We start from the raw sequence: 25,387 nt of genomic DNA on the forward strand, positions 1-25,387 counted from the left end.
CATCAAAGGGATCGGCCCCAAATCGGGGCTCGTCCTGCTCGCCTCCGTTCCGGAACTCGGCCGGATCGACAACAAAGCGGCTGCGGCCCTGATTGGAGTGGCTCCGTTCGTCCACAAGAGTGGGACCATGGCTGCTCCCGCACGCATCCATGGTGGCCGAGCGGCCGTACGCCATATCCTCTACATGGCCGCCATCGCAGCCAGCAGGCACAACCCTGTCCTGCGACCCTTCTACGAGCGGCTGATCGCAAAGGGCAAACCCGCCAAGCTCGCCCTGATCGCCGTCCTGCGCCGTCTCGTCGTCTTCGCCAACGCCGTCCTCAAGTCAGGTCAGCCCTGGAAAGGAGCTGCCATTGCTTGACAACCGACACGGTAGATCCCGGATCTGCGCTTCGCTTGTCCGGGACGACGAGCGGAGTTTGGCGCGCGCGCTCGCCTTACGACACTAACCGAAGTCCTGGCTTTCACCAGGACGACCGTGGAGGGAATTACCGCAACACCCCATCCAACGCCGGCAGGCCGAAAATGACCGCCATCGCGATCAGCGCGTAGCAGATGGCGCGAAACACTTTTTCGCTGGCACGCCCGAACAGTGACGCGCCGAAGGCGACACCTGCCGCGTAGACCGGGCCGACGACAAGGGAGAGCAGCAGCGCATCGCGCGTGATCAGGCCGGTCGTCGCGTAGCTCACCATCGAAAACGAATCCGAGGCACCGAAGAACAGCACGATGTTGGCGCGGGCGACCGTCGCGACGATGGGGCGGCCGAGCCAGTAGCCGACGATCGGCGGGCCGCCGGTCTGCGCGAGGCCGCTGCAAAAGCCGGAGAGGCCGCCGATGCCGACCGAAAGCCAGGCGTGATCCTTGCCGCGATAGCGCCAGCCCGACAGCAGAAGCATCAAGAGCGCGGCGACGAAGCAGGAGATGATCCAGCGCGTGGTGACGGGATCGAGCACGCTGAGGAAGTAGGTGCCGATGGGCACGCCGATCAGCGCGCCCAGCACGATCACGGCCGTGGCCTTGCGATCCGCCTTGCGCCAGGCGTCCGGAAGCAGCGGTGCCGCAGAGACGAAATCGATGATGAGCAGCAGTGCGGCGACGAGCCGCGGCTGCGCGACGCTGCTCGCAAGCGGCATGAAGATCAGCGCAGCGCCGAAACCCGAGAAGCCGCGCGCGTTGCCTGCGACGAACGCGATGGCGCAAAGCGCCATCGCAATGGTGAGGCTGACATCCCTGGGGAGGAGGTCGGAAAGACTCATGCTCTACAATTTCAGGAGCATGATGTTGTCCGAAAACCGCTTCGCACTTTCGGCATCATGCTCGCAGCGTGCCGCCGGTCTTCTTCGTCACCTCGGCCACGATCTTGGCGGCCACCGCTTCGATCTCCTGGTCGGTCAGCGTCTTCTCGCGCGGCTGGATCGTCACCGCAATCGCGATCGACTTCTTGCCGTCGTCGATGCCCTTGCCTTCATAGACGTCGAACACGTTGACCGCGGTGATCAGCTTCTTGTCCACCGCCTGCGCCGTGCGGACGATGTCGCCGGCCTTCACGCCGCGATCGACGATGAAGGCGAAGTCGCGCGAGACCGGCTGGAACGCGGACAGCTCGATTACGGGCTTTGCCCGCGTCGGCTTCTTCTTGGCCTCGGGAATGCGGTCGAGGATCACCTCGAACGCCATCACGGGGCCGTCGGCGCCGAGCGCTTCCAGCGCGCGCGGGTGCATCTCGCCGAAATAGCCGAGCACGTTCTGCGGGCCGATCTGGATGGTGCCGGAGCGGCCCGGATGCAGCCATTTTGGTCCCCCCGCAACGATCTGCAGCGCCTGCATCGGCGCGCCGGCTGCAGCTAACACCGCCAGCGCATCGGCCTTGGCATCGAACGCGTCGGCCGCGGCAGAGCCCGACCAGTGACGGCCCAGGCCTTCCGACGCGGCAAAACCGCGACGAACACCCGACGCCGCCATGAATTGATCCTGCGGACGATCGCCCTTGAAGAGCTGGCCGACCTCGAACAGCGCGACATCGCCAAAACCGCGGTCGGCATTGGTCTGCGCTGCGGCGATCAGCCCCGGCAGCAGGCTCGGCCGCATGTCGGAGAGATCGGATGCGATCGGATTGGCGAGCTCGAGCTCGCGCTGGCCGCCGCCGAACAGTTCAGCCGCCGGCTTGGCGATGAACGACCACGTCACCGCCTCGACCATCCCTCGGGTCGCGAGCGCGCGCCTGGCCCGGCGGGTGCGGAGCTGCAGCACAGTCAGCACCGGCTTGCGCGCATCCTCGCCGCGCTCGAACGGCGTCTCCGGCACCTTGTCGACGCCAAAGATGCGGACGATCTCCTCGACGATGTCGGCCTTGCCGTGCACGTCGGTGCGCCAGGAGGGCACCGCGACCTTCACGGTCGGACCTGCGCCCGCCATCATGAAGCCGAGATGGCTGAGGATGCGCTTCATCTCGACCTGCGGCACCTCGATGCCGGAGAGACGCTTGACCTCGGACAGCGGGAAATCGATGACGCGGTCATCGCCGAAGGCCTTGCCGGTCACGAAGGTTTCCGACGGCGTGCCGCCGCACATCTCCATCACGAGCTTCGTCGCGAGCTCCAGGCCCGGCACCATGAAGGCCGGATCGACGCCGCGTTCGAAGCGGTAGCGCGCGTCGGAATTGATGCCGAGCTTGCGGCCGGTCTGCGCGATGTTGATCTCGTTCCACAGCGCCGATTCGATCAGCACGTCGGTGGTGTTCTCGTCGCAGCCCGAGGTCTCGCCGCCCATGATGCCGGCGAGCGATTCGACGCCATGCTCGTCGGCGATGACGCAGATGTTGGAGTCCAGATTGTAGTTGCGGCCGTCGAGCGCGAGCAGCCTCTCGCCGTCGCGGGCGCGGCGCACGACGAGATTGCCGGTCACCTTCTTGGCGTCGAACACGTGCAGCGGGCGCGCGCGATCGAAGGTCATGAAGTTGGTGATGTCGACCAGCACGTTGATCGGGCGCAGCCCGATCGCGGTCAGCCGCTTTTGCAGCCATTCCGGCGAGGGGCCGTTCTTCACCCCGCGCACCAGGCGCAGCGCGAAGCCCGGGCAGAGCGTCGTGTCCTCGACCGTCACCTTCACCGGGCAGGGGAATTCGCCCTTCACGGCCTTGATGGTCGGATCCTTGAACTTGCCCATGTCGGCAGCGGCGAGGTCGCGCGCGATGCCGTGCACGCCGGTGCAGTCCTGCCGGTTCGGCGTCAGGTTGATCTCGATCACGGGATCGCCGAGGCCGGCCCATTCGGCATAGCCCGCGCCGATCGGCGCATCCGCCGGCAATTCCATGATGCCGTCGTGATCATTGGAAATCTGCAGTTCGGCCGCCGAGCACAACATGCCGCGGCTCTCGACGCCGCGGATGGTGCCGACGCCGAGCGTGATGTCCTTGCCGGGAATGTAAGTCCCGGGGGCCGAGAACACGCTGACGAGCCCGGTGCGCGCATTCGGCGCGCCGCATACGACCTGCACCGGTGCACCGCCGTCACCCGTGTCGACCATGCAGACGCGCAGCCGATCCGCGTTCGGATGCTGCTCGGCGGAAATCACCTTCGCGATCGTGAAGGGTTTCAGCGCCTTCGCCTTGTCCTCGATGTTCTCGACCTCGAGCCCGATCATGGTGAGCTTCTCGGTGAGCTTGTCGAGCGTCTCGTCGGTATCGAGATGGTCCTTCAGCCAGGAGAGGGTGAATTTCATGGCTGCGTGCCTCGGGTCTGGTGAGTATTCACTGAGTTGCTTTGGTCGGTGTCAGAGCTCCCTCCCGCCTTGTGGGCCACAAGGGGGGAGGGAACGGAGAAAGACTTCGTGGGTCCGAGCACCACCATCACGCGCTCAGCCCTCCTGCCAGCGTCGGGACTTCCAGCGGCTTGAAGCCGTAGTGGGACAGCCAGCGGACGTCGCTGTCGAACAGCTGGCGCAGGTCGGCGATGCCGTATTTCAGCATGGCGATGCGGTCGATGCCCATGCCCCAGGCAAAACCCTGGTACTCGTCGGGATCGATGCCGCAGGCGCGCAGCACGTTCGGGTGCACCATGCCGCAGCCGAGAATCTCCAGCCAGTCCTCGCCTTCGCCGAAGCGGATCTCGCCCTTGTCGCGGCGGCACTGGATGTCGACTTCCAGCGACGGCTCCGTGAACGGGAAGAACGACGGTCGGAAGCGCATGTTGATGTGGTCGACCTCGAAGAACGCCTTGCAGAACTCGTGCAGGATCCATTTGAGGTGGCCGAGATGCGAGCTCTTGTCGATCACGAGGCCTTCGACCTGGTGGAACTGCGGCGTGTGGGTCGCATCCGAATCGATGCGGTAGGTGCGGCCCGGGCAGATCACGCGGATCGGCGGCTTCTGGCTCAGCATGGTGCGCACCTGCACCGGCGAGGTGTGGGTGCGAAGCAGCATGCGCGAGCCGTCCTCCTTCGGATGGAAGAAGAAGGTGTCGTGCATCTCGCGCGCGGGATGGCCGACCGGGAAGTTCAGCTTTGTGAAGTTGTAGTCGTCGGTCTCGACATCGGGACCTTCGGCGACCGAAAAGCCCATGTCGGCGAAGATGGTGGTCAGCTCGTCCCAGACCTGGCTCAGCGGATGGATACGGCCGGCCTCAGTCGCAGCGTCGCGCGGCGGCAAGGTGACGTCGATGGTCTCGGCAGCGAGCCGTGCATCGAGCGCTGCCGACTTCAGGACGTCGCGCCGCGCGGCAAGCGCCTGGCCGACCTTGTCCTTGGCCTGGTTGATCGCCGCGCCTTGGGTCTTGCGTTCGTCGGGCGACATTTTTCCGAGCGTGGCAAGCAGCGCGGAGATCGAGCCCTTCTTGCCGAGCGCGGAGACGCGGACGGCTTCGAGCGCGGCCTCGTCGTTGGCGGCCGCGACATCGGCGATGATCTGGGATTCGAGGTTGGCAAGATCGGTCATGGCAATCCCTTTTGGCCAGGATGCGTAGCCGATGCTCCTAGCCCGTCACACCCGGCGTTTCGCCGGGCATCCACGTCTGAGAAGTGTGTTTGCGCGAGAGATGACGGCCAGGGCAGTTAAAGCGCGACAACGCGCCTTGGCCCGGGCCATCACAAGCTGAAAGCTGCGCAGAGCACAGTGGAGGACGGCTTACGCCGCCAGCGCGGCCTTGGCCTTCTCGGCGATCGCCTGGAACGCGGCGGGCTCGCGGATCGCGAGATCCGACAGCACCTTGCGGTCCACGGTAATGCCCGACTTGGCAAGGCCGTCGATAAATCGGCTGTAGGTCAGGCCGAACGGACGCACGGCGGCATTGAGGCGCTGGATCCAGAGCGCGCGGAAGGTGCGCTTGCGGCGCTTGCGGTCGCGGAAGGCATACTGCGCGGCCTTCTCGACGGCCGGCTTGGCGGCGCGGATCGTGTTCTTGCGGCGGCCGTAGAAACCCTTGGCGGCCTTGTAGACTTTCTTGTGCTTGGCGTGGGCGGTCACACCGCGTTTGACGCGAGACATGACAAAAATCCTTCAGAGATGACTTTGGTTTTCGGAAGCGCCTGCGCGGACGCAGGCTCGGCTGAATTGATCGTGGACGCGATCAGGCGTTCGGCAAGAAGTACTTCTTGACGTTGTCGCCGTCGGTCTTGAACAGCACGCGGGTGCCGCGGAGCTGACGGATCTGCTTCTTCGTCCGCTTGATCATGCCGTGACGCTTGCCGCGCTGGGCGTGCATCACTTTGCCGGTAGCAGTCACCTTGAAGCGCTTTTTAGCGCCCGACTTGGTCTTCAACTTGGGCATTTGGCTCTCCTAATGGCCATAACAGAGTACCGCCCGCGAAGGCGGCTGGCCGTCAAAAATGCTCGTTAGAGCGTTGATTGTGCTCAGGTTTCTACGAACCAGCGTGAAACCCGCACGGGCACCGCCACGGCAGCCCTTAAATCAGCCGGGCGATGAAGGCTGGGCTTATGGCAGAGGTGAGGCCAATTGGCAATGATGAACCGCGGAAACGGGCTCGCAGACTATTTGACGTTGCCACTCTTATTGTCATGCCTTGCCGCCTGGAGGCGGACCAAAATGGCCCATTTTCCGCAGTCGCTTTCGTCTCGTGTTCTTCCCCGCCTTGGCACCGTTGCACTCCTCGCCGCGATCGGTGCCGCCGCACTGCCATCAGCCGCCGATGCCCGGCTTGGCGGCTATGACGGGGTCTGGAACGTCACCTTTGCCACCACGCGCGGCAATTGCAGCTCCGGCTACATGGTTCCGTTCACGGTGATCGGCAGCCGCGTGACCTCGGCCGGCGGCGGCCGGGTGTCCGGTAGGGTCAACCGCGCCGGTTCCGTTGCGGTCCAGGTCTCGGTCGGCGCCTCCCATGCCAGTGGCGGCGGCCGGCTTGCAGGTAGCGCCGGGGCCGGCTCCTGGAGCGGAATCATCTCCGGCGACCGCTGTAGCGGCACGTGGCAGGCGACGCGAAGCTGAAAACGAAACGGCCCGCCAGATGGCTGACGGGCCGTTGACCTCATAAGAGCTAAATCCGGCTCAGCGCGGCGCCAGCACCATGACGACCTGACGGCCCTCGAACCTGGCGTCCTGCTCGACCTTGGCGAGCTCGGCGACGTCGCTCTTGATCTTGTCCAAAAGCTTCGTGCCGATCTCCTGGTGCGCCATTTCGCGGCCGCGATAGCGCAGCGTGATCTTGACCTTGTCGCCCTCTTCGAAGAACCGCTGCATCGCGCGCATCTTCACGTCGTAGTCGTGATCGTCGATCATCGGGCGGAGCTTGATCTCCTTGATCTCGACGGTCTTCTGCCGCTTGCGGGCTTCAGCGGCCTTTTTCTGGGCGGAATACTTGTACTTCCCGTAGTCCATAATCTTGCAGACGGGAGGGCTGGTATTCGGCGAAATCTCCACGAGATCCATGCCGGCTTCCTGGGCCATCTTGATGGCCATCATGGTCTCGACCGTACCTTTGTTGTCACCGGTCTGATCGATCAGCTGGATCTGCGCATTGCGAATATCATCATTGATGCGCGGCCCGTCTTTGGCGGCAGGGGCCGGGGCTCTATTGGGACGACGAATGTTGGTTCTCCAAAGTTGTGAACGAAGCGGGTAGTCTGAAGGAAGATGCGTCTGCGGGCAAGCAAGTCGCGCCTCGCACGCGAAAAACCCTCAAATGCGAGGCATTTTGGTCACGCCCATCCCCACGCCGCTCGACATAGACACCTTGTCCCGGTTCCGCAAGCGTCCCTAAAGGCCAATGCCGATCCGGGCGTGCCGCGGAAGCACCAGACAGCTCAAACCGCACAGCAAGAGTAAACGTTCCATGACGAATTCGACTGCCAACCAGGCTCCCACCTTCATCGATGTCGGCGAGGGTCCATCGCCGCGGCGGATCGCAGTCCGCAGCCGGGCCGGGAAGGGGCCCGGGCTGTTCTGGCTCGGCGGTTTCAAGTCGGACATGCAGGGCACCAAGGCCGTGGCGCTGGACGATTGGGCGGCGGCGCATGGCCGCGCCTCGGTCCGGTTCGACTATTCCGGCCACGGCGAATCCGGCGGCAATTTTGCCGACGGCACTATCGGCCGATGGCTCGAGGAAAGCGTCGCGGTGTTCGAGCGGTTCTGCGAGGGCCCGCAAGTTGTGATCGGTTCCTCCATGGGCGGCTGGATGGCGCTGCTGCTCGCGCGCGAAATCAGGAAGCGGGCCGGCAGAGCGTCGCTGGCGGGCCTGGTGCTCATCGCGCCGGCGCCTGATTTCACGGAAGAACTGATGTGGAAGAATTTCCCGGCCAATGTGAAGAAGGAGATCGAGACCACGGGCCTCTGGCTTCGGCCGTCGGAGTATGGCGACGGCTCGTCCTATCCGATCACGCGAAACCTGATCGAGGAAGGCCGCAACCATCTTCTGCTCGGCAGCGCCATCGACGTCGGCTGTCCCGTGCGCATCCTGCAGGGCGCCAAGGACCCCGACGTGCCGTGGCAGCACGCCTTTGCACTGACGCACCGACTGCCCGCCGATGACGTCGTGCTGACGCTGATCCAGGACGGCGATCACCGCCTGTCGCGCCCGCAGGACATCGTGCGCATCCTTGCCGCGGTCGCGGAGATCGGGTGAAGTTCGAGTTCGATGTCATTGCCCGCGAAAGCGGGCAATCCAGTACTCCGAGACGCCTGCGATTGAACCGGGAAGTCGCGGCGTACTGGATGCCCCGGTCAAGCCGGGGCATGACAGACAAGTGTGAGGAGAGGCCCATGACCATCACCGCCATGCTGCGCGCGTTCTGCGACGCGGTCGAGCAACGCAATGGCAAGGCCTTTGCCGATCTCTTCACTGAGGACGGCGTCTATCACGACGTGTTCTACGGCGCCTTCGGCGGTCGCGCAGCGATCGCCGAGATGATCGACGACTGGTTCTATCGCACGGCGACCGATTTCCGCTGGGACATGCATGAGCCGGTGTCCGACGGTCCGACGCTCTATGCGCGCTACACCTTCAGCTATCGCTCGACGCTGCCGGAAGCGAAGGGTGCGCGCGCGATGTTCGAGGGTGTTGCGATCATGAAGCTCAGGGACGGTGGAATCGTGGAGTACCACGAGGTCGCCAACACCGCGCCGGCCTTCGTCGACCTGAAGTTCGCCCCGGAGCGCATCGCGAAGATCGTTGCCAAGCAAGGCGCGGCGCTCAAGACGCGGCCGGAGATGAAGCGGCATCTGGCGTGAGTCTCTCCACACTGTCATTCCGGGGCGCGCCACTTGGCGCGAGCTATGATGCGCAATTGCGCATCTGAGAATCCATACTCCCGACTGGTGGTTATGGATTCCGGGCCTGCGCCTTCGGCGCATCCCGGAATGACGACGTGGAGAGATAGAAGCGCGCGCCTACCGCTTCGACGGATTTGCCATCGGCTTGCGCTGCGCCAGTGCGGCCACCGTCGAGGTGCCGATCGGTCCCTGCTCGTCATAGAGCCAGCATTCGCCGATCGCGATGCCGTCGGCGGAGTGGTGGTTCACCACCTCGAAGCCGATCCATTCCGTCACCGGCAGGCGATGCAGATACACGGTGACGTCGCTGTTGATGAAGGCGAGCCCCTGATCGCCGGCATTGGCGAATGGGCTGGCGAAATCCGCAGCCACCGCGACGCGCGTGAATGGCGTCAGCGCAAAGCCGTCGACCAGCTCGCGCACCTCGCTCATCCAGAGCCGGCGCGGACCGAGCGAGCCCATATGGCCGACAATGGGCCGCGTCGTCCATTTGCCGTGCATGCCGAGGCGCGGATCGGTTGGCGTTGGAATATCGGCAGGCTTCGGTGCGTCCCAGTTCGGCGGCGACCAGATGCTGCCGTCCGGATTTTGCGTCCGCCGCAACAGCTGACACGAGGCGCGCGCCATGCTGACTCCGCCGGAGACGAATTCCGCCTCCACCACGCGGATGCGTAGACCGTCGCGCACGAGCCGCGTGGTGATCTCGACCGGCTTGTCGATTGTCGGCAGGCGAAACATGTCGACCGTGAGCCGCGCCGGCACGAATTCGGGGCCGCAGCAGCGCTGCTCGATGCCGAAGCCGAGCAGGCCGACAATGACGCGTCCGTGCAGCGACTTCGGATCCCAGGGACCGTTGGCAACTTCCGTCGGATGGAATGTATTGCCGGTGCGCGTGAAGAAGGGCGTAGCTGTCATGACGCGCGACCTTGAAGGAACGCGCGGGGAAATCAAGGTCCCCAACCCTCATGGTGAGGGGCACTGTGTGCGTGCCTCACATACCGCTGTCATCGTCCGCGAAGGCGGACGATCCAGTATTCCAGAGGCGGTGACGAATACGGAGAAGCCGCGGCGTACTGGATGCCCCGGTCAAGCCGGGGCATGACGGCGGAGGGTTAGGAGGCCGCGCGCCACTCCTCGCGCACGCTGTCGTCGTGCTCCGCGGGCATCGCGGCCGTCCTCATCGCCGCAAATTCCTCGTGCGACAACAATTGCCCCAGCGCCCACACCGCCGCTCCGCGCACCAGCGGGCTTGCATCGTCCAGCAATCGCCGTGCCTCCTCCGCCAGTGCCGCATCGCCGGAGTTGCCGATCGCGATCAGCACGTTGCGCAGGAAGCGATCGCGGCCGATGCGCTTCACCGGCGACTTCGTGAACAGCGCGCGGAACGCCGCGTCGTCGAGCCGCGCGAGCTCGGCCAGATCAGGCGCGCGCAGCGCCTCGCGTGCAGCGAGCTTTGCCTCGCGGCCCTCTTGCGCGAACTTGTTCCAGGGGCAGGCGGCGAGGCAGTCGTCGCAGCCATAGATGCGGTTGCCGAGCGCTCTTCGGAATTCGTGCGGGATCGGCCCCTTGTTCTCGATGGTCAGGTAGGAGATGCAGCGCCGCGCATCGAGCTTGTAGGGCGCGGGAAACGCCGCGGTCGGGCAGATGTCGAGGCATGCACGGCACGAGCCGCAATGATCGATCTCGCTCTCATCGTGCGGCAGCTTCAGCGTGGTGTAGATCGCGCCGAGGAACAGCCAGGAGCCGAACTCGCGCGAGACGAGGTTGGTGTGCTTGCCCTGCCAGCCGAGATGTGCAGCCTGTGCCAAGGGCTTCTCCATCACGGCCGCAGTGTCGACGAACACCTTGACCTCGCAAGTTGCAGTCGCGACCAGCCAGCGCGCCAGCGCTTTCAGGCGTTTCTTGATCAGGTCGTGATAGTCGTCGCCCTGCGCATAGACCGAGATCGCGGCGCGAGAGCGCTGCTTCAGGATCTCCAGCGGATCTTGATCGGGGCCGTAATTGACGCCGAGCATGATCACGGAACGTACGTCGCTCCACAGACCGCGCGGATCGACGCGACGCTCCGGCTGCGCCGCAAGCCAATCCATGTCGCCATGGGCTCCGGCCGCAATGAACTCGAGAAAGTGCTTTCCGGCGCCTTCGATCGCGCCCGGCTCAGTGACGCCGATGCAGTCGAAGCCTAGGGTTCGCGCCTCGCGCGCAAGCGCCGTCTTCAGGTCGGACAGATCGGCTTCGGTCAGAAATCCAGGTCCACATAGGTCCGCGACGCCGGCACGCCGGCCAGCCATTCGCTGAGCAGCGGGCGGAACGAGGGGCGGGATTTGACCCGCGCGTACCACGCCTTTGCTGCGTCGTCCTCGCTCCATGGCACGTCGCCCAGATAGTCGATCGCCGAAAGATGCGCCGCGGCGGCGAGATCCGCATAGGTCGGCCGGTCGCCGGCGAGGAAGTTTCGCGTCTGCGCCAGCCAGCCGATATAGGCCAGATGATAGCGCACATTGGCCTTGGCGGCGCGCATCACGTCCGCCGAGGGCGGGCCGCCGCCATTCTCCTCGCTCATGAAACGCTTGTAGATGCGTTCGGTCACCAGCGGGTGAGACACTTCCTCGAAGAATTTTTCGTTGAACCACGCCATCAGCCGCCGCACCTCGATGCGCTCGGCAATTGTTTCCGGCATCAGCCGCTTGACGCCCATCGCGGCGCCATGGGCCTCGTCGATATATTCGGCGATGATCGTGGCGCCAGGAACTGATGGCTGGTCCTCGGTCGCCAGCACCGGGGTGGTGCCCGCCGGATTGAGCGTCAGAAAGGCCTCGCGCCGTTCCCAGACGCGCTCTTCCACCAGCTTCAGGTCGAGCCCGTACTCGCCGATGATCAGGCGAATGAAGCGCGAATGCGGGCAGAACGGGTGATGAAACAGCGTGAACATGCCTTTGACTATGTCGGGGGTGCTTAAGAATCCATCAATGTTTGTTCGGCGCCACACTAGTCTTCCAAAACCGCGAGGCAACCCCGTGTAACTCGCATTTAGCGATTGCGGCAGAGGGACTAATAGGCGAGAAGAGCCCCGCTTTTCCTGCCGAAATGGATCGTAAATATGTCAGACGCAATACGGGCAGTGATCCTCGGCATCATCGAGGGCGTGACCGAGTTCCTCCCCGTTTCCTCCACCGGACACCTTTTGCTTGCCGAGCGCTTCTTTGGTCTCGGCGAAGGCGCGTTCTGGGACTCCTTTACCGTCCTGATCCAGCTCGGCGCGATCCTCGCGATCGTCGGCCTCTACTTCAAGAAGCTGTGGGATGTCGCGATCGGCATGTTTTCGGGCGATGCCTATGCGCGCCGCTTCGTGATCGGCGTGCTGGTCGCGTTCCTCCCCGCGGTCATCGTCGGCCTCGTTGCCGGCAAATACATCAAGAGCATGCTCTTCAATCCATGGGTGGTGTGCTTCACGCTGATCGTCGGCGGCGCCATCCTGCTCTGGGTTGATCAGCTCGATCTCAAGCCGCGCGAGCATGATGCGACGCGGTTTCCGCTTCTGACCTATCTGTTGATCGGCATTGCGCAATGCCTGGCGATGATTCCGGGCGTGTCGCGCTCGGGCGCCAGCATCGTCGCCGCGATGCTGCTCGGGGCGGACAAGCGCGCGGCGGCGGAATTCTCGTTCTTCCTCGCCATCCCCACCATGATCGGCGCCTTCGCCTATGACTTTTACAAGAACCGCGGCGAGATGACGATGGACCACATGGGCATCGTCGCGATCGGCTTCGTGGTGTCGTTCGTCACCGCGATCATCGTGGTGAAGACCTTCCTCGAATACGTCACGCGCCATGGCTTCACGCTGTTCGCCTGGTGGCGCGTCATCGTCGGCTCGCTCGGCCTGATCGCGCTGGCGCTGGGGCGGTAATTCCGTCGACAATCGCGCAGCTTTCTCAACGTAATGTAAGTGTTTCGACGGTAGGCAGTTTCCAAAGCAGGCCGGCTTGCGCCTCGCGAAGGAGCTGAACATGGCGCTGATCAGCGGCTGGGGACGTTTCCCGGTCGTCGATACCGACCTCCTGACGCCGCGATCGTTCGCTGCGGTCGGCGATGCCATCGCCGCGACCTCCGGCGGCATCGCGCGTGGCAACGGCCGCGCCTATGGCGATGCCGGCATCGGCGTCAGCCAGACCCTCGCCATGACCGCCTTCGACCGCGTCAGGTCGTTCGATCCGGCGACCGGGCGCATTCGCCTCGAGGCCGGCGTGCTGCTGTCAGACCTGATCGAGACGTTCGGCCCGCGCGGCTTTCTGCCTTACGTCGTGCCGGGAACCCGCTTCGTGTCGGTCGGCGGCGCCATCGCTGCCGACGTGCACGGCAAGAACCATCATTGCGAAGGCGGCTTCGGCCGCTATGTCGACAGCATCCTCTTGCGCACTGGTGCGGGCGAGACCATCGAGGCCTCGCGCGAGGCGAATCCGGATGTCTTTCTCGCCTCGATCGGCGGCATGGGCCTGACCGGTGTGATCCTCGAGGCGACGCTCAGGCTCCGGCCGGTCGAGACCGGCTGGATCCGCGAGCGGGTGATCTCGGCGTCCGATCTGCATGCGGCGATGCGCGCGCTCGATGCCGGCGACTCCGCGACCTATTCGGTGGCGTGGATCGATTGCGTGGCGCGCGGCAGTGACCTCGGCCGCTCGCTGATCTATCTCGGCGAGCATGCCAGCGCGAGCGAGCTGCCTGATGGTGCCGAAACCTTTCCCCGCGGGCAGGATCCGCGTCTCAACGTGCCCATCGACCTTCCGTCGATGACGCTGAACCGCTACTCGGTCCGTGCCTTCAACGAGCTCTATTACCGCATGGGTGCGCGCCGCGCCGGCGGCAGTCATTTGGTGTCGATATTTCCCTATTTCTTTCCGCTCGACGGCGTCGGCGCCTGGAATCGCATCTACGGCCGTCGCGGTTTCCTGCAGCATCAATGCGTGATCCCGCACGAAGGCGCGCTTGGCGTACTCGGTGACATCCTCGATCGCGTCTCGCGGCGCGGCGATGCCTCGTTCCTCGCCGTGCTCAAGAAGCTCGGCCAGGGCGACGGCCTGATGTCGTTTCCGATGCCCGGCTACACGCTGGCGCTGGATTTCCCGGCGAGCGGAAACATCATGAATTTCCTCGACGAGATCGACCGTCTCGTCGTCGCCGCCGGCGGCCGCCTTTATCTCGCGAAGGACGCGCGTCAGTCGCGCAGCACCTTCGAGGCCGGCTATCCGGCCCTGCAACGCTTCAAGGAGATCCGGGCATCGCTCGATCCCATGGCAAAAATCCGCTCAAAGCTTTCGCAGCGACTGTTTGATGAGGTGCAGCCGTGAACTCTCGCAAGATCGCACTGGTGTTAGGGGGCAGCTCCGATATCGGACGCGCCACCGCGCGCAGCTTCGCCAAGGCCGGCTGGGATGTTCAGCTCGCTGGCCGCGATGCCGCGGCGCTCGAACCGGATGCCGCTGACCTGAACGCGCGCTATGGCATCGGCGCCAGCACGCATCGCTTCGACGTGCTGGATACCGCTTCGTTCGACGGCTTCGTAGCTGGTTTGCCGGCGCTACCCGATGTCGTCATCTCGATCGTCGGCCTGCTGGGCTCGCAGGAAACGGCAGAGCGCGATCTCGATCACGCCACGACGATCATGCGCTCCAACTACGAAGGCCCGGCGCTGATCCTCGGCCTGTTCGCCGAAAAATTTTTGGCGCGCGGCAGTGGCTCGATCGTCGGGGTGTCCACGGTCGCGGGTGACCGCGGCCGTGCCTCGAATTACGTCTACGGCTCCGCGAAGGCCGGGTTTTCCGCATTCCTGTCGGGCCTGCGCGCCCGCGCCAGCCGAAGTGGCGTTCACGTCGTCACCGTCAAGCCCGGCTTCGTGCGCACCAAGATGACCGAGGGCATGAAGCTGATCGGCCCGTTGACCGTGGAGGCTCCCGTCGTCGGGGATGCCATCTTTGGCGCCGTCGAGCGCCGGACCGACGTCGTCTATGTCAGCGGCAAATGGCGCCTCGTGATGTTCATCATCAAGGCGCTGCCCGAAGCCGTGTTCAAGAAGCTGAAGTTCTGAAGGTGCGCTCCCTCGCCCCGCTTGCGGGGAGAGGTTAGGCTACGCCGTTCTTGCGCTGGAACTGCCCGGCGGGGCGGAAGCGCCAGAGATATTGCGGGGCGATCCCCTCCAGCGAATCCGGCGTGATGCCGAGGCCTTCCAGCGTCAGCCCGGCCGCCTTGGCGGCATCCGAGACGACATTGTCCTTCTCGAGCAGCGTGACCTGGTCCGGCGTCAGCTTGAATGCGCCCGGCGCGAATTGCAGGAAGCTGGCCTGGAAGCGGGCAAGCCCGAACGGCAGCGGCACCAGCATGCGCTTGCGATCGGTGATCGCGAGGATCGTCTCGATGATCTCGCGCATGGTCAGGACTTCGGTTCCGCCGAGCTCGTAGGTCGCGCCCGCCTTGGCCTTGCCGTCGACGGCGTCCGCGATCGCGGTGGCGACGTCGCCGACATAGACCGGCTGCATCTTGGTCTCGCCGCCGATCAGCGGCAGAACCGGCGACATCCGCGCCAGCGCGGCAAAGCGGTTCGTGAACTGGTCCTCGGGGCCGAACACCACGGAGGGACGGAAAATCGTGGCCGAAGGCACCGCCGCCAGCACGGCCTGCTCGCCGGCCGCCTTGGCGCGGGCGTAGAGCGAGGCCGACTGCGCGTCGGCGCCGATCGCGGAGACATGCACCAGTCCGGCCCCGGCGGCAGCGGCGGCCTTGGCGGCGGTCTCGGCGCCCTTGGCCTGGACAGCGTCAAAAGTCTGCGCGCCGCTCTCGGCGAGGATGCCGACCAGATTGATCACGACATGCGAATCACGCAGCGCCGCCTCGACCGAGGCCGGGTAGCGCAGATTGGCCTGCACGGTATGGACCTGGCCGACCTTGCCCGAGGGCTGCAGGAAGTTGGCGAGCTCCGGCCGCCGGACCGCGACCCGGACCCGGTAGTCGCGCTTGCACAGCGCGCGGACGACGTTTCTGCCCAAAAACCCCGATCCGCCGAAAACCGTGACGAGGGTGTCGAGATTCGATGCCATGGGGTCCGTTCCTGCCGAAAGGCTGCGCCTGAGGCAGGCTTGTATCGGGCCGGTTTGCGATGCGCAATCGGCTCGCCACGTTGGATTTGACAAGCGCGTCATCGATCCGTAGTAACCGCCCCCGTGCCCAACAGGCATGCCCAGGTGGCGGAATTGGTAGACGCGCTGGCTTCAGGTGCCAGTGGCTTCACGGCCGTGAAGGTTCGAGTCCTTTCCTGGGCACCACCCCCAACCCAAGTGGTTGAAATCGTTCATTTGTAGGGGATCTGAGCCGCTGACCGGTATACAAAACCGGGACAGAGCGCGATGAACTATCGAATGGCCTTCCTCTCCAAGGATAACCGACTCCTCGTTCCTCGGTTTCCGGACGAGGACACACGCCGACGTCCTGAAGACGTTGGACAACAACCGGGATATGTTGACCTTCGAGCAGTGCATGAGCAGCTCGCCCCTGGTCGTGACCCCCAAGATCGGTAGGGAAGTTAAGTTCTCCCGGGGCAGGAAAAGCCTCGTGGAATTCGATATGAGGGACAACGGGGGCCAATTGATAGCATTGGCCAAGAAGCTCCGTCGCAAGACGCCGAAGGGGGGCAGGCGGTCACTGCGGGCGATTGCGTTGGGCTGCACCGAGCGCGCTACGTGAGCGAAACTGGAAAGCCGTTCGCGCCCACGGCCGCCGCTCGAGTGCTTGGCGAGCTGTGACTGTCGTGTTGATCCAGATCAAACGGAAAGACTCGGCTCAATAGGAGAATTTTGAGGTCGGATAGCCGGGAGCCGGAGGTCCGTACATGAACGCAATAGCAACCAAATCGCCCGCTCCCGTAGGCCGCCGTTTTCCTGACGGGTTTTACTGGGGCGTCGGCACTTCGTCGTACCAGATCGAGGGAGCATGGAACGAGGACGGCAAGGGCGTGTCGATCTGGGATACGTTCGCGCACACGCCCGGCAACATCAAGAACGACGACAACGGCGACGTCGCGAATGACCACTACCACCGGTACAAGGAAGACGTTGCGCTGATAAGGTCGATCGGCGCCAAGGCTTACCGATTTTCAATCGCCTGGCCCCGGATATTCCCTGAAGGCACTGGCCAGCCTAACCAGAAGGGACTCGACTTCTACCACCGCCTCGTCGACGAGATGCTCCGCGCCGGCATAGAACCGTTCGCCACCCTTTACCACTGGGACCTGCCGCAAACGTTGCAAGACAAATACGGTGGCTGGCGGTCCAAAGACACGGCGAAGGTATTTGCCGACTACGCCGGCTACATGGCCGAGCAACTCGGCGACCGCGTGAAGCACTACTTCACGATCAACGAGTTTCGTTCTTTCGTCGAGGGCGGCTACCAGGTTATCGACGTCGATGTTGGCGGCGGAAAGAAGGTCCGCCTCGGCGGTGCGCCTGGGCTCTCTCTCTCCGATTCCGAACTGAAGCAGGTCCGGCATCACGCCGTGCTCGGCCACGGCCTTGCTGTTCAGGCAATCCGGGCCCGCGGGCCGGTCGGCACGAAGGTCGGCTTCGCGGAGAACATCAGCGTCGCGGTCCCGCTTATCGATGCACCCGAGTACGTCAAGGCCGCGGAGACGGCCACGCGCGACCGCAACGCCGGCTTCATGACGGTCATGCTCGAAGGGCGGTACACCGAGGCGTACTTGGCCGAGGCCGGCGGCAGCACTCCCAAGTTTACGGAGGAGGAGCTGAAGACGATTGCCTCGCCGCTCGACTTCGTCGGCATCAATGTCTACAAGCCCCGTTGGTACGTAGAGCCGTCCGACGAGCCGCCGGGTTACCGGGAAATCCCGCTCAACGCCTCCCATCCAAAAATGCAATCGTCGTGGCACGTCCTCGACCCGGAGGTCATGTACTGGGCGCCACACCACATGCAGAAGATCTGGGGCGCGCGATCCATTTTCATCACCGAGAACGGCTGCGCCGCATCGGACGTCGTTGCCGAAGACGGCAGGGTGTACGACTCCGACCGCGTGATGTTCCTGCGCGCCTGCCTCGGCCAACTCCAGCGAGCGACGTCGGAAGGCGTGCCGGTGGACGGGTACTTCCTCTGGAGCGCGCAGGACAATTTCGAGTGGATTGACGGCTACGGCAACCGGTTCGGACTGATCTACGTCGACTTCGATACCTTGAAGCGCATCCCGAAGCTGAGCGCCGAATGGTTCCGGGAGGCGGCGCGGCAGAACGCGGTGGTGTAGGAAGAGGCATGAGCGTGTTAGCGCTCATAGGCTTCGCGTTGACGGCCAGTATCTTTCTAGCGGTGCTGGCAGTGGGCATGCGTGTCGCGCCCGCGGATTTGCGATATCTCTTCAGCAGACCTTCGCTTCTTTTGCGGTCCTTGGTCGCCATGAACCTGCTGGCGCCAATCATTGCCGTGCTCGTCTGCAAGATGTTCTCGCTGCACCCCGCGGTGACCGTCGCGCTCGTTACGCTCGCGGTCGCGCCAGTGGGATCTCTGTTCTCGCAGGGCATGCTCCCACTCGTCGCGCCCGGAAATGCCGCCTACGCGCGAGGGCTGTTCTTCGCAAGCATCGTGCTGTCGGTGGTCCTTACACCGCTTACCGTCGAGTTGATGCAGGTGCTCTTAGGCGGGGACCTGCATGTCAATCCGTTGTCGGTCGCGCAAGTGGTCATCAGTTCTGTGCTGCTGCCGCTCGGCATCGGCCTTGCAATCGGGCAGTGGTGGCCGGCGGCGACGCGGTGGAACTCCGCGCTCCAGACGGTAAGCACTGCTGTGCTTGCGATCTGCAACGTCGTGCTCCTGATTTTCGTTTGGTCGCGCCTGGGATTGGTCATCCAGGAAGGCACATTGACGGCAATCGCCATCATGACGCTGGGTGGACTCGCCGTCGGCCATTTTCTCGGTGGCCCCGGTGAGGACGACCGCACCGTGCTCGCGTTTGCGACGGTCTCGCGTCACCCCGGCGTTGCCATCGTCGTCGCCGGTCTCATGGATCAACCGCTGGCGCCGATCGGCGTTCTACTCGCCGTCATCGTGAGCGAGATCGTCGTCGTTCCCTACCAACTGTGGCGCAAACGGCTGCGTACCACCGGGTCCGCGACCCCCGGCGCACGTTGAATACGAGTGACTGCACAGGAGGCTGCAATGACCGCAATTGAGATCGACCGCTTGAGATCGCTCCGTCTGCGGAGCATCCCGACATTCGCCGTGGCTTGCCTGATGATCCAGGCGGCCGTCGCGCAGCAACCGGACGCGCCTGACGTCCTTGAGTACAAGGGAACGGTGGCCGCCGCGCGCGAAGCGGAAGTGGCGCCCCGAATCGATGGACTTCTGCTCAAGATCAACTTCACCGCGGGACAACCGGTCAAGAAAGGCGATCTTCTGTTCGAGTTCGCGTCAAAGGACAAAGAACTATCGGTCGCGGTTGCCGAGGCGAGCCTGAAAGAGGCCGAGGCGCAATTGCGCCTTGTCGAGGTAAAGCTGAAGAACGCGCAGACCCTCCGGACCCGCAACGTTAACTCCCAAATGCAGTTGCTGGAAGTGGAAGCACAGCGGGATCTCGCGGCGGCCAAGGCCGACCAAGCGCGCGCCAACCTGCAGCTTGCCGAACTGGTCTTGCAGCAAACGAAGCTTTACGCGCCAATCTCTGGGATCATCAGTCGTCCCTTGGTCAAGGAAGGCACGTATATCACCAAGGAAGCGCGCGATCAGAGTCGTCTCGCCACCATCGTCCAATTGGATCCGATCCGTGTGGTCGGCCAGGCGCCTGCCGCCATGTATTTTCAGCGCGGCGAAACGGTCCCGAGTATCGAGCAGATTGCCGAGCGGCGTGAGTTCAGCATCGTCCTGCCAAACAGCGACAAGTATCCGCACAGGGGACGTCTCGTCGCGGGGAGCTACGAGTTTGACGTTGCAACGCAGACGACCGAGATAGCTGTGGAGTTTCCGAATCCGGACTATCTGTTGAGGCCCGGCCTCAACGTAACCCTTCAGTCATCAATCCGGGCGAAGTAGAAGTAAAAGTAAGAGGGTTGTTTCCTGCGCGTCTGTTCGGTACACAATTCCGGTACACAACTTTGGCCGGTCGGCTCGAAAACCCAGCAAAATTCAAGGGTTCCGGACAGTGGCGATCCAGTCCTTTCCTGGGCACCATTTTTCTCGGTAGCTCCCTGATGTGACGGCCGAATCGGGGCCTTGGCGTTGCCATTGGTCCGAATGGGCTACCCGGCGCCAAACCATTTCGGCCGGTTCCTGATCCCCGAAATCCCGCCCCACCTTCTCCAGTCCGATTAAGCCGTCCTTAGCGTTTGGAAATTACGGTTTTGGCCGTCCATTTCCCTGCTCCCCGGCCGCTGGCCGGTCATGCCAGCCAGTTAAGAGCGCGTATTCGAATGGAGCAGCCCCAATGGCAGCACGATCTCCTTGAACTGGAGCCGCAGCCGGTCCCGACGGCCGCTCCGCGTGCGCTGGTCCTTGAGCTCGAAGGCGCGCTGCTGCGCTCGGATCTGTTGCTGGAGGCGCTGCTTTGCGAGCCCGGACACATGCTCGGCCGCCTGCGCGCCGCCGGGAGCTGGCGCAAGGACAAGCTCCTGCACCTCGTCGAGGGCGCCAGGCTCGACTATGCCAGCCTTCCCTATGAGCAGGACGTCCTGAACCTGGCGCTCGCAGCGCGCGCGCAGGGCCGCAAGGTCTATGTGACCGCCTCCCGGCTGCGCCACCATGCCGAGGGCATCGCCGCGCATCTCGGTTTCGACGGCGTGGTCGCGACCGCTGATCTCGACGACTTCGACTATGTCGGCCATCGTGATGCCCCGGGTGCCGATCGCAAGGCCGGCCTGAAGACTTCGGTCGGCCTGAAGGTTTGGGTGAACGCGCTCCGCGTCTATCAATACGCCAAGAATACGCTGGTCTTCGTTCCCCTGGTGACGGCGCATCAGATGAGCCTGTCGGCGCTCGGCGCGGCACTCCTGGCCTTCCTGGCGTTCTCGGCCTGCGCGTCCGGCGCCTATCTGATGAACGATCTGTTGGATCTCGCCGCCGACCGCCAGCATCCGACCAAGCGCCATCGCGCACTTGCGGCCGGTGATCTGCCGATCGCATCCGCGCTGCTCGCGATTCCCGTGCTGTGGCTTGGCGCGTTCGCCGCCAGCCTCTGCATCTCCGGCGTCTTCACCGCCGTGCTTGCCGCCTATCTCGCGACCACGATCGCCTATTCGCTTCTGCTGAAGCGCAAGATGCTGCTCGACGTCGTCACGCTCGCCGGCCTCTATACGCTGCGCATCGTCGGTGGCGCTGCCGGTATCGGCGTGGTGCTGTCCGAATGGCTGTTGATGTTCTCGCTGTTCGTGTTCACCTCGCTGGCGCTGATCAAGCGCTTCAGCGAGCTGACATTGCGGCAGGGTGCCGGCCTTTCCGATCCCGCCAACCGCGACTACAGGATCGGCGATCTCCAGGTCATCGCGGCAATGGCCGCGGCGAGCGGCATGAATGCGGTGATCGTGTTCTCGCTCTACGTCTCGTCCTCGGCGGTGATGACGCTCTACAGCCGGCCCTGGATGCTGTGGCTGCTCAATCCGCTTTTGCTCTACTGGTTCGGCCGCGCGCTGATGATGGCGCATCGCCGCGAGATGCCGGACGACCCGATCCTCTACACCTTCAGAGACAACGCCAGCCGGATCACGGTGATGGCGATGATCTGCATCATGCTGGCAGCGATCTGATGACCGAAACAAGTCTGAATATGCCAATCGACCGGGAGGGCGCCGCGAGCGTTTCCGCTCCCCTCATCGAGACGCTGACGATTGCGCTGGCCGGCTCGCTATTGTCGATCCTGACGAGTGGATTCGTCTTCGGTGTCGACAACAACATCTTCCACCTTCCGATCGTTGCCGGCCTCTTCAATGAGCCGCAGTATCAGGACGACGCGTTCATCCAGTCGATGCGCTACTTTGCATCCGGCGTCTGGATCGTCTTGAGCGACAGCCAGAAATATTTTGACCACACCGAGCTGGTTTTCTTCGTCCTGAATTTTCTGTCGAGGCTGTTCTCTGTCCTCGGCTTCCTGTGCTGCGCGTCGCTCCTCGGCATCACCGATCGGCGCGACAGGATTGTGTTCACCTTGCTCGTCTGCTCGATGCCGCTGCTTTTGGGCTATAGCCCTGCCGGTACCGGCGGCCTGTTCATCAACTATTTCACGCACTCGGAAATCGCGAACGGCACCATTCTCTTAGGCGTCTATTTCGCGGCCCGGGGGCGCTTCACGGCGGCGACCGTCGCCCTCGGCGTTACGTTCTTCGTCAATGCGTTCATGGCGATCTGGCTCGCGCCGCTGCTGGCGTTCATCGGCATCTACCTTCTGATCAAGAAGGAGACGACCATCGCTGCGGTCTGTTCGCGGACCGCGATCGGCCTCGTGATCTCCGCGCCGATCATGTTTCCGGTGCTGCACGCGATCCTGTCCAATCCCGAGCTAGGCAAGTCGCTTGGCGTGGACTATGCCGCCTATCTCCGCGAATATTTTGCCGGCCACTCCCTGATCGATTCGATCTCGATGTCCGGCATCCTCCAGATAGCGGAGATCGCGGCCCTCGGTGCAATCGCGCTTTACTGGTTCGGGCCGACGGGCCGGGAGCTGCAGGTCGCCTATCTCGGGGCGATCCTCCTCTATCTGCTCGGCGTCGTCCTGCCATCCCTGAGCACGTCACCTTTCCTCCTCAACATTCAGCTGCTTCGCTCGGGTACGATCATTCATCTGTTGGCGGGCCTCGCCATTGCCGCGCTCGCCACGTGCTGGTTGCGTCGTGACAGTTCTGCCCTATTCCTGCCCGGCTGCGCGATCGTGCTGGCGCTCTATCTGGGCGATGTCGCATTCCTGATTGCCATTCCAATCATCCTGGCAGCCCGGCATATTCGCGAAGCGACGGAAACCGTGCCTGCCTATCGTCGCAGGGTCGGGTACGCGTTGCTGGCCATGGCCGGATGCGTGCTGTTTCCGCTGGGCGCCTGGAACTATTTCGTGTTCGATCGGGCCTATTCCGAGGGGGCGCAGGAATGGGCGGATGTAGGCAATTGGGCGCGCATGTCGACGCCGACAAGCGCGACTTTCATCGTGCCGCCGAGACCCGACCTTGACGCAAAACCGACGCCGTCGATAGCGGACATTGCCCTGTCGCGGCAGGGCAACTTCGAATTCGTCTCGCACCGCCGGGTCTGGGTCGACTACAAGCGCGGTGCGGCGGCGATGTGGACGCCGTCCTACTACGCGGTCTGGCACCAGCGCATGACCGAGACGGCCGGACTCGGAGATCACGCATCAAAGCTCGCCTATGCCGCGCGCGAGGGCATCGGCTATGTCGTCGAGAAGTGCGACGCGGTGTCGTCGCAGGACAGCAGCAGCGTGCTGTTCCGCACCGCCCATCTCTGCGTGTCCGCCGCGAAACGCCAGGCCGCAGGGCTCTGAAGGCGCCGGGGCGCTCCACATGGCCAACGGCAACGTAAAGCGGCCGAACGTGATGGAGACGCCGGTCGGGAAAGCTGGGCTCGCCTTGTCGTATCCCGCTGGCGGCATCGGCCAACTGCCGAACGCCTGGTTGATGCTTTTTGCTGCGCTCCTCGCCATCCCGGTCCTTGCAAGCTTCGTCGTCGACGGCAACTCGAGCGGGCAACTCGGGTGGGACCTTCACGTGAACTGCGCGGGGGTCGATGCCTATGTTGCGGGGCTTGACCCCTACTTCATCGGCAATTTGAAGAACACCACGTTCGCATACCCCTATCTGCCGGTGACATTGGATGTCTTCCGGCCCCTGTGCTCCACGGGACTGCTCGTTGATCATCACAGCGCCGTCTATCTCGTCCTCGGCATTCTCTGCGGACTGCTGTTGCCCAGTCTTGGCGCGCCCCGTGCGGGCCTGCGCGATACATGTCTCAGAGTGCTTTGTGCCCTCGGAGCGTTCGTCGGCTTCGAATGGACACTGGCGTCCGGGAATTTTTCGATTCTGACCGGCTTGCTGACGGCGGTTGCGCTGGCGCTCTTGCTCAGTCCGCTTGAAGAGGAAGACAACACGAGCTTCATGCTGCGCTTGACCGGTGCCTCCGTGCTCGGCCTGGTGACATCATTCAAGCTGGTCTTCTGTCCCGTCCTTGCTTCACTCTACTTCCTGCCGCAGCCGCGCTTTCGCAAACTCATCCTGATCGCCGTCGCAGTCGGCATGTTCGTTTTGCCGATCCTGATCTCGATGGTGTTTTACGCCGACCTCTTCCCAAGCTGGCTCCGCGCCATCTCCGGTCAAATTCCCGGGCAGCTTGGCGTCGCCCAGGACAGGATGAATCCCTCGCTCTTCATTCTCGTCCAGGGCCTGGCAAAACGTTGGGATCTGGCGGGCAGCGAAGCGCTCGTGTTCGCCCTCTATGGGCTTGCGGCGATCGCGCTCGTGCTGGCGCCATTCGCCTTGTCCGTATCGCGCGCCATCGCCGGTCGGGTCTCGCCCGAGACCGGATGGCTTGCGAACAGGTTGGATCGATGGCTGATCGATCATCCCCGCGACGCCGCGCGCATCACGGTTCTGGCGATGTATGCACTCTATCTCTGTTCGCCGCGGCTCAAGGAATATGCCTTCTTTGAATTGGCGATCTATGCCGCCGTTCTCATCGTCGATCTTCCGGCCACGGCGATAGTGGCCGTTCTGACCGTCGCAATCCTCATTCCGACCCTGGTCTCGATCTCCGGCGGCGCCATCGAAGGCGGCTTCCTTCAGCTTTTCGCAGCGCTGCTGTGCTTCTGGGTCTTCCTGGCTGATTTTGGCAAGTATCAGCGTCCCTGAGGTCGGCTTGCGCGGATATCTGCCAGCGGATACACCGCCGAAGCGGGGACGAAGGGCTAGCCCAGACTTTTCGGATTTCGCTCGCGCGCCCGACCCTCGCCAGTTCCCGTTCCGCCCATTAGCCTGCAAGGCTGCATCGATTCGACTGAGGTTTGAAACGCCATGACCGTACGCCTGCATCGCGGCGATCTGCCGGACCTGTCCCGCTACACCGGGTCGGTCGCGATCGACACCGAGACCATGGGCCTGAACCCGCATCGCGACCGGCTCTGCGTCGTGCAACTCTCGCCGGGCGACGGCAGCGCCGACGTGGTTCAGATCCCCAAAGGGCATACCGACGCGCCGAACCTGAAGGCGCTGCTCGCCAATCCCTCGATCACGAAGATCTTCCATTTCGCGCGGTTCGACATCGCCGTGCTGTATGAGGCCTTCGGTGTGATGACGACGCCGCTCTACTGCACCAAGATCGCCTCGCGCCTGACCCGCACCTACACCGATCGCCACGGCCTCAAGGACCTCGTCCGCGAGGTGCTCAATGTCGATCTCTCCAAGCAGCAGCAATCGAGCGATTGGGGCGCAGACAGCCTCAGCGAGCCGCAGCTCGCCTACGCCGCCTCCGACGTGCTGCACCTGCACAGCTTGCGCGAACGGCTGGATGCCATGCTGGTGCGGGAGGGCCGCACCGCGCTGGCCCAGGCCTGTTTCGACTTCCTGCCGACGCGGGCGAAGCTCGATTTGCAGGGCTGGGAGGCCGAGGACATTTTTGCGCACTCTTAAGGAGATCCT

Annotated in this window: 23 protein-coding genes, 1 tRNA gene and 1 pseudogene; 15 read left to right on the plus strand and 10 right to left on the minus strand. The window is 63.8% G+C overall.

The window, feature by feature from the left end; all coding sequences use genetic code 11:
• Window positions 1–361 (plus strand): transposase (locus YUU_RS0146655; RefSeq protein ID WP_027527736.1); only part of this gene is annotated, 361 nt, incomplete at its 5' end.
• A 127-nt stretch (window positions 362–488) separates the two neighbouring features.
• On the opposite strand, the gene YUU_RS0146660 is transcribed toward YUU_RS0146655, so the two are convergent.
• From YUU_RS0146660 to rpmI, 5 genes are all read right to left on the minus strand, one after another.
• A complete protein-coding gene (locus YUU_RS0146660; protein WP_027528247.1) occupies window positions 489–1,259 on the minus strand; it encodes a sulfite exporter TauE/SafE family protein in 771 nt (256 codons plus the stop codon).
• A gap of 55 nt (window positions 1,260–1,314) precedes the next feature.
• Window positions 1,315–3,723, minus strand: coding sequence for a phenylalanine--tRNA ligase subunit beta (gene pheT, locus YUU_RS0146665; protein ID WP_027528248.1), 2,409 nt, complete (start codon window positions 3,721–3,723; stop codon window positions 1,315–1,317).
• Window positions 3,724–3,850: 127 nt separating this feature from the next.
• A complete protein-coding gene (gene pheS, locus YUU_RS0146670) occupies window positions 3,851–4,933 on the minus strand; it encodes a phenylalanine--tRNA ligase subunit alpha (RefSeq protein WP_027528249.1) in 1,083 nt (360 codons plus the stop codon).
• Between the two features lie 189 nt (window positions 4,934–5,122).
• Window positions 5,123–5,482, minus strand: coding sequence for a 50S ribosomal protein L20 (rplT, locus tag YUU_RS0146675; protein ID WP_027528250.1), 360 nt, complete (start codon window positions 5,480–5,482; stop codon window positions 5,123–5,125).
• A gap of 82 nt (window positions 5,483–5,564) precedes the next feature.
• Complete coding sequence (rpmI, locus tag YUU_RS0146680) at window positions 5,565–5,765, minus strand: 50S ribosomal protein L35 (RefSeq protein ID WP_008539890.1); 201 nt, start codon at window positions 5,763–5,765, stop codon at window positions 5,565–5,567.
• Between the two features lie 276 nt (window positions 5,766–6,041).
• On the opposite strand from rpmI, the gene YUU_RS0146685 reads away from it, so the two are divergent.
• Window positions 6,042–6,443, plus strand: coding sequence for a hypothetical protein (locus YUU_RS0146685; RefSeq protein WP_027528251.1), 402 nt, complete (start codon window positions 6,042–6,044; stop codon window positions 6,441–6,443).
• A gap of 60 nt (window positions 6,444–6,503) precedes the next feature.
• On the opposite strand, the gene infC is transcribed toward YUU_RS0146685, so the two are convergent.
• On the minus strand, window positions 6,504–7,043 hold the full coding sequence (gene infC, locus YUU_RS0146690; protein ID WP_027528252.1) for a translation initiation factor IF-3: 540 nt from the start codon (window positions 7,041–7,043) through the stop codon (window positions 6,504–6,506).
• A gap of 244 nt (window positions 7,044–7,287) precedes the next feature.
• On the opposite strand from infC, the gene YUU_RS0146695 reads away from it, so the two are divergent.
• Both YUU_RS0146695 and YUU_RS0146700 read left to right on the plus strand, forming a co-directional pair.
• A complete protein-coding gene (locus YUU_RS0146695; RefSeq protein ID WP_027528253.1) occupies window positions 7,288–8,076 on the plus strand; it encodes a carboxylesterase in 789 nt (262 codons plus the stop codon).
• Window positions 8,077–8,213: 137 nt separating this feature from the next.
• Complete coding sequence (locus tag YUU_RS0146700; RefSeq protein WP_027528254.1) at window positions 8,214–8,681, plus strand: nuclear transport factor 2 family protein; 468 nt, start codon at window positions 8,214–8,216, stop codon at window positions 8,679–8,681.
• A 159-nt stretch (window positions 8,682–8,840) separates the two neighbouring features.
• Here YUU_RS0146700 and YUU_RS0146705 read toward each other — a convergent pair whose 3' ends face one another.
• The 3 genes from YUU_RS0146705 to YUU_RS0146715 all read right to left on the minus strand — a co-directional run bounded on the left by YUU_RS0146705 (window position 8,841) and on the right by YUU_RS0146715 (window position 11,655).
• Window positions 8,841–9,638, minus strand: a complete 798-nt coding sequence (locus YUU_RS0146705) for an acyl-CoA thioesterase domain-containing protein (RefSeq protein ID WP_027528255.1) — start codon at window positions 9,636–9,638, stop codon at window positions 8,841–8,843.
• Window positions 9,639–9,835: 197 nt separating this feature from the next.
• Window positions 9,836–11,014, minus strand: coding sequence for a tRNA epoxyqueuosine(34) reductase QueG (gene queG, locus YUU_RS0146710; protein WP_027528256.1), 1,179 nt, complete (start codon window positions 11,012–11,014; stop codon window positions 9,836–9,838).
• Window positions 10,963–11,655 (minus strand): glutathione S-transferase family protein, encoded by a 693-nt coding sequence (locus YUU_RS0146715; RefSeq protein WP_027528257.1) that lies wholly within the window; start codon window positions 11,653–11,655, stop codon window positions 10,963–10,965. The genes queG and YUU_RS0146715 overlap by 52 nt, the downstream gene beginning before the upstream one ends.
• Window positions 11,656–11,823: 168 nt before the next feature.
• Between YUU_RS0146715 and YUU_RS0146720 the strand changes: the two genes are divergently transcribed.
• From YUU_RS0146720 to YUU_RS0146730, 3 genes are all read left to right on the plus strand, one after another.
• The gene (locus tag YUU_RS0146720) at window positions 11,824–12,630 is read left to right on the plus strand and encodes an undecaprenyl-diphosphate phosphatase (RefSeq protein ID WP_027528258.1); all 807 of its coding nucleotides are present in this window, start codon (window positions 11,824–11,826) and stop codon (window positions 12,628–12,630) included.
• A gap of 100 nt (window positions 12,631–12,730) precedes the next feature.
• The gene (locus YUU_RS0146725) at window positions 12,731–14,068 is read left to right on the plus strand and encodes an FAD-binding oxidoreductase (protein WP_027528259.1); all 1,338 of its coding nucleotides are present in this window, start codon (window positions 12,731–12,733) and stop codon (window positions 14,066–14,068) included.
• Window positions 14,065–14,805: an SDR family oxidoreductase gene (locus tag YUU_RS0146730; RefSeq protein WP_027528260.1), complete on the plus strand. Its 741-nt coding sequence runs from the start codon at window positions 14,065–14,067 to the stop codon at window positions 14,803–14,805. Before YUU_RS0146725 ends, YUU_RS0146730 begins: the two co-directional genes overlap by 4 nt.
• A gap of 34 nt (window positions 14,806–14,839) precedes the next feature.
• Here YUU_RS0146730 and YUU_RS0146735 read toward each other — a convergent pair whose 3' ends face one another.
• Complete coding sequence (locus YUU_RS0146735; protein WP_027528261.1) at window positions 14,840–15,811, minus strand: complex I NDUFA9 subunit family protein; 972 nt, start codon at window positions 15,809–15,811, stop codon at window positions 14,840–14,842.
• 138 nt (window positions 15,812–15,949) lie between these two features.
• Here YUU_RS0146735 and YUU_RS0146740 point away from each other — a divergent pair.
• The 8 genes and pseudogenes from YUU_RS0146740 (at window position 15,950) to YUU_RS0146780 (ending at window position 25,378) form a co-directional block, all read left to right on the plus strand.
• Window positions 15,950–16,036: transfer RNA gene (locus YUU_RS0146740), tRNA-Leu, on the plus strand.
• Between the two features lie 596 nt (window positions 16,037–16,632).
• Window positions 16,633–18,018, plus strand: a pseudogene (locus YUU_RS54630) (GH1 family beta-glucosidase); the annotation flags it as partial.
• A gap of 8 nt (window positions 18,019–18,026) precedes the next feature.
• Window positions 18,027–18,899: a bile acid:sodium symporter family protein gene (locus YUU_RS0146755; RefSeq protein WP_027528263.1), complete on the plus strand. Its 873-nt coding sequence runs from the start codon at window positions 18,027–18,029 to the stop codon at window positions 18,897–18,899.
• 27 nt (window positions 18,900–18,926) lie between these two features.
• Window positions 18,927–19,796 carry an efflux RND transporter periplasmic adaptor subunit gene (locus YUU_RS55705; RefSeq protein ID WP_051390301.1) on the plus strand — a complete coding sequence of 290 codons (870 nt, stop codon included), beginning with the start codon at window positions 18,927–18,929 and terminating at the stop codon, window positions 19,794–19,796.
• A 377-nt stretch (window positions 19,797–20,173) separates the two neighbouring features.
• The gene (locus tag YUU_RS0146765; protein ID WP_027528264.1) at window positions 20,174–21,502 is read left to right on the plus strand and encodes a UbiA family prenyltransferase; all 1,329 of its coding nucleotides are present in this window, start codon (window positions 20,174–20,176) and stop codon (window positions 21,500–21,502) included.
• Window positions 21,502–23,241 (plus strand): DUF6798 domain-containing protein, encoded by a 1,740-nt coding sequence (locus YUU_RS54640; protein WP_051390302.1) that lies wholly within the window; start codon window positions 21,502–21,504, stop codon window positions 23,239–23,241. Before YUU_RS0146765 ends, YUU_RS54640 begins: the two co-directional genes overlap by 1 nt.
• A gap of 19 nt (window positions 23,242–23,260) precedes the next feature.
• Window positions 23,261–24,601, plus strand: a complete 1,341-nt coding sequence (locus YUU_RS0146775) for a hypothetical protein (protein ID WP_027528265.1) — start codon at window positions 23,261–23,263, stop codon at window positions 24,599–24,601.
• Window positions 24,602–24,763: 162 nt separating this feature from the next.
• On the plus strand, window positions 24,764–25,378 hold the full coding sequence (locus YUU_RS0146780) for a ribonuclease D (protein WP_027528266.1): 615 nt from the start codon (window positions 24,764–24,766) through the stop codon (window positions 25,376–25,378).
• Window positions 25,379–25,387: the final 9 nt, after the last annotated feature.

Source organism: Bradyrhizobium sp. Ec3.3 (assembly GCF_000472925.1).
Classification (GTDB): domain Bacteria; phylum Pseudomonadota; class Alphaproteobacteria; order Rhizobiales; family Xanthobacteraceae; genus Bradyrhizobium.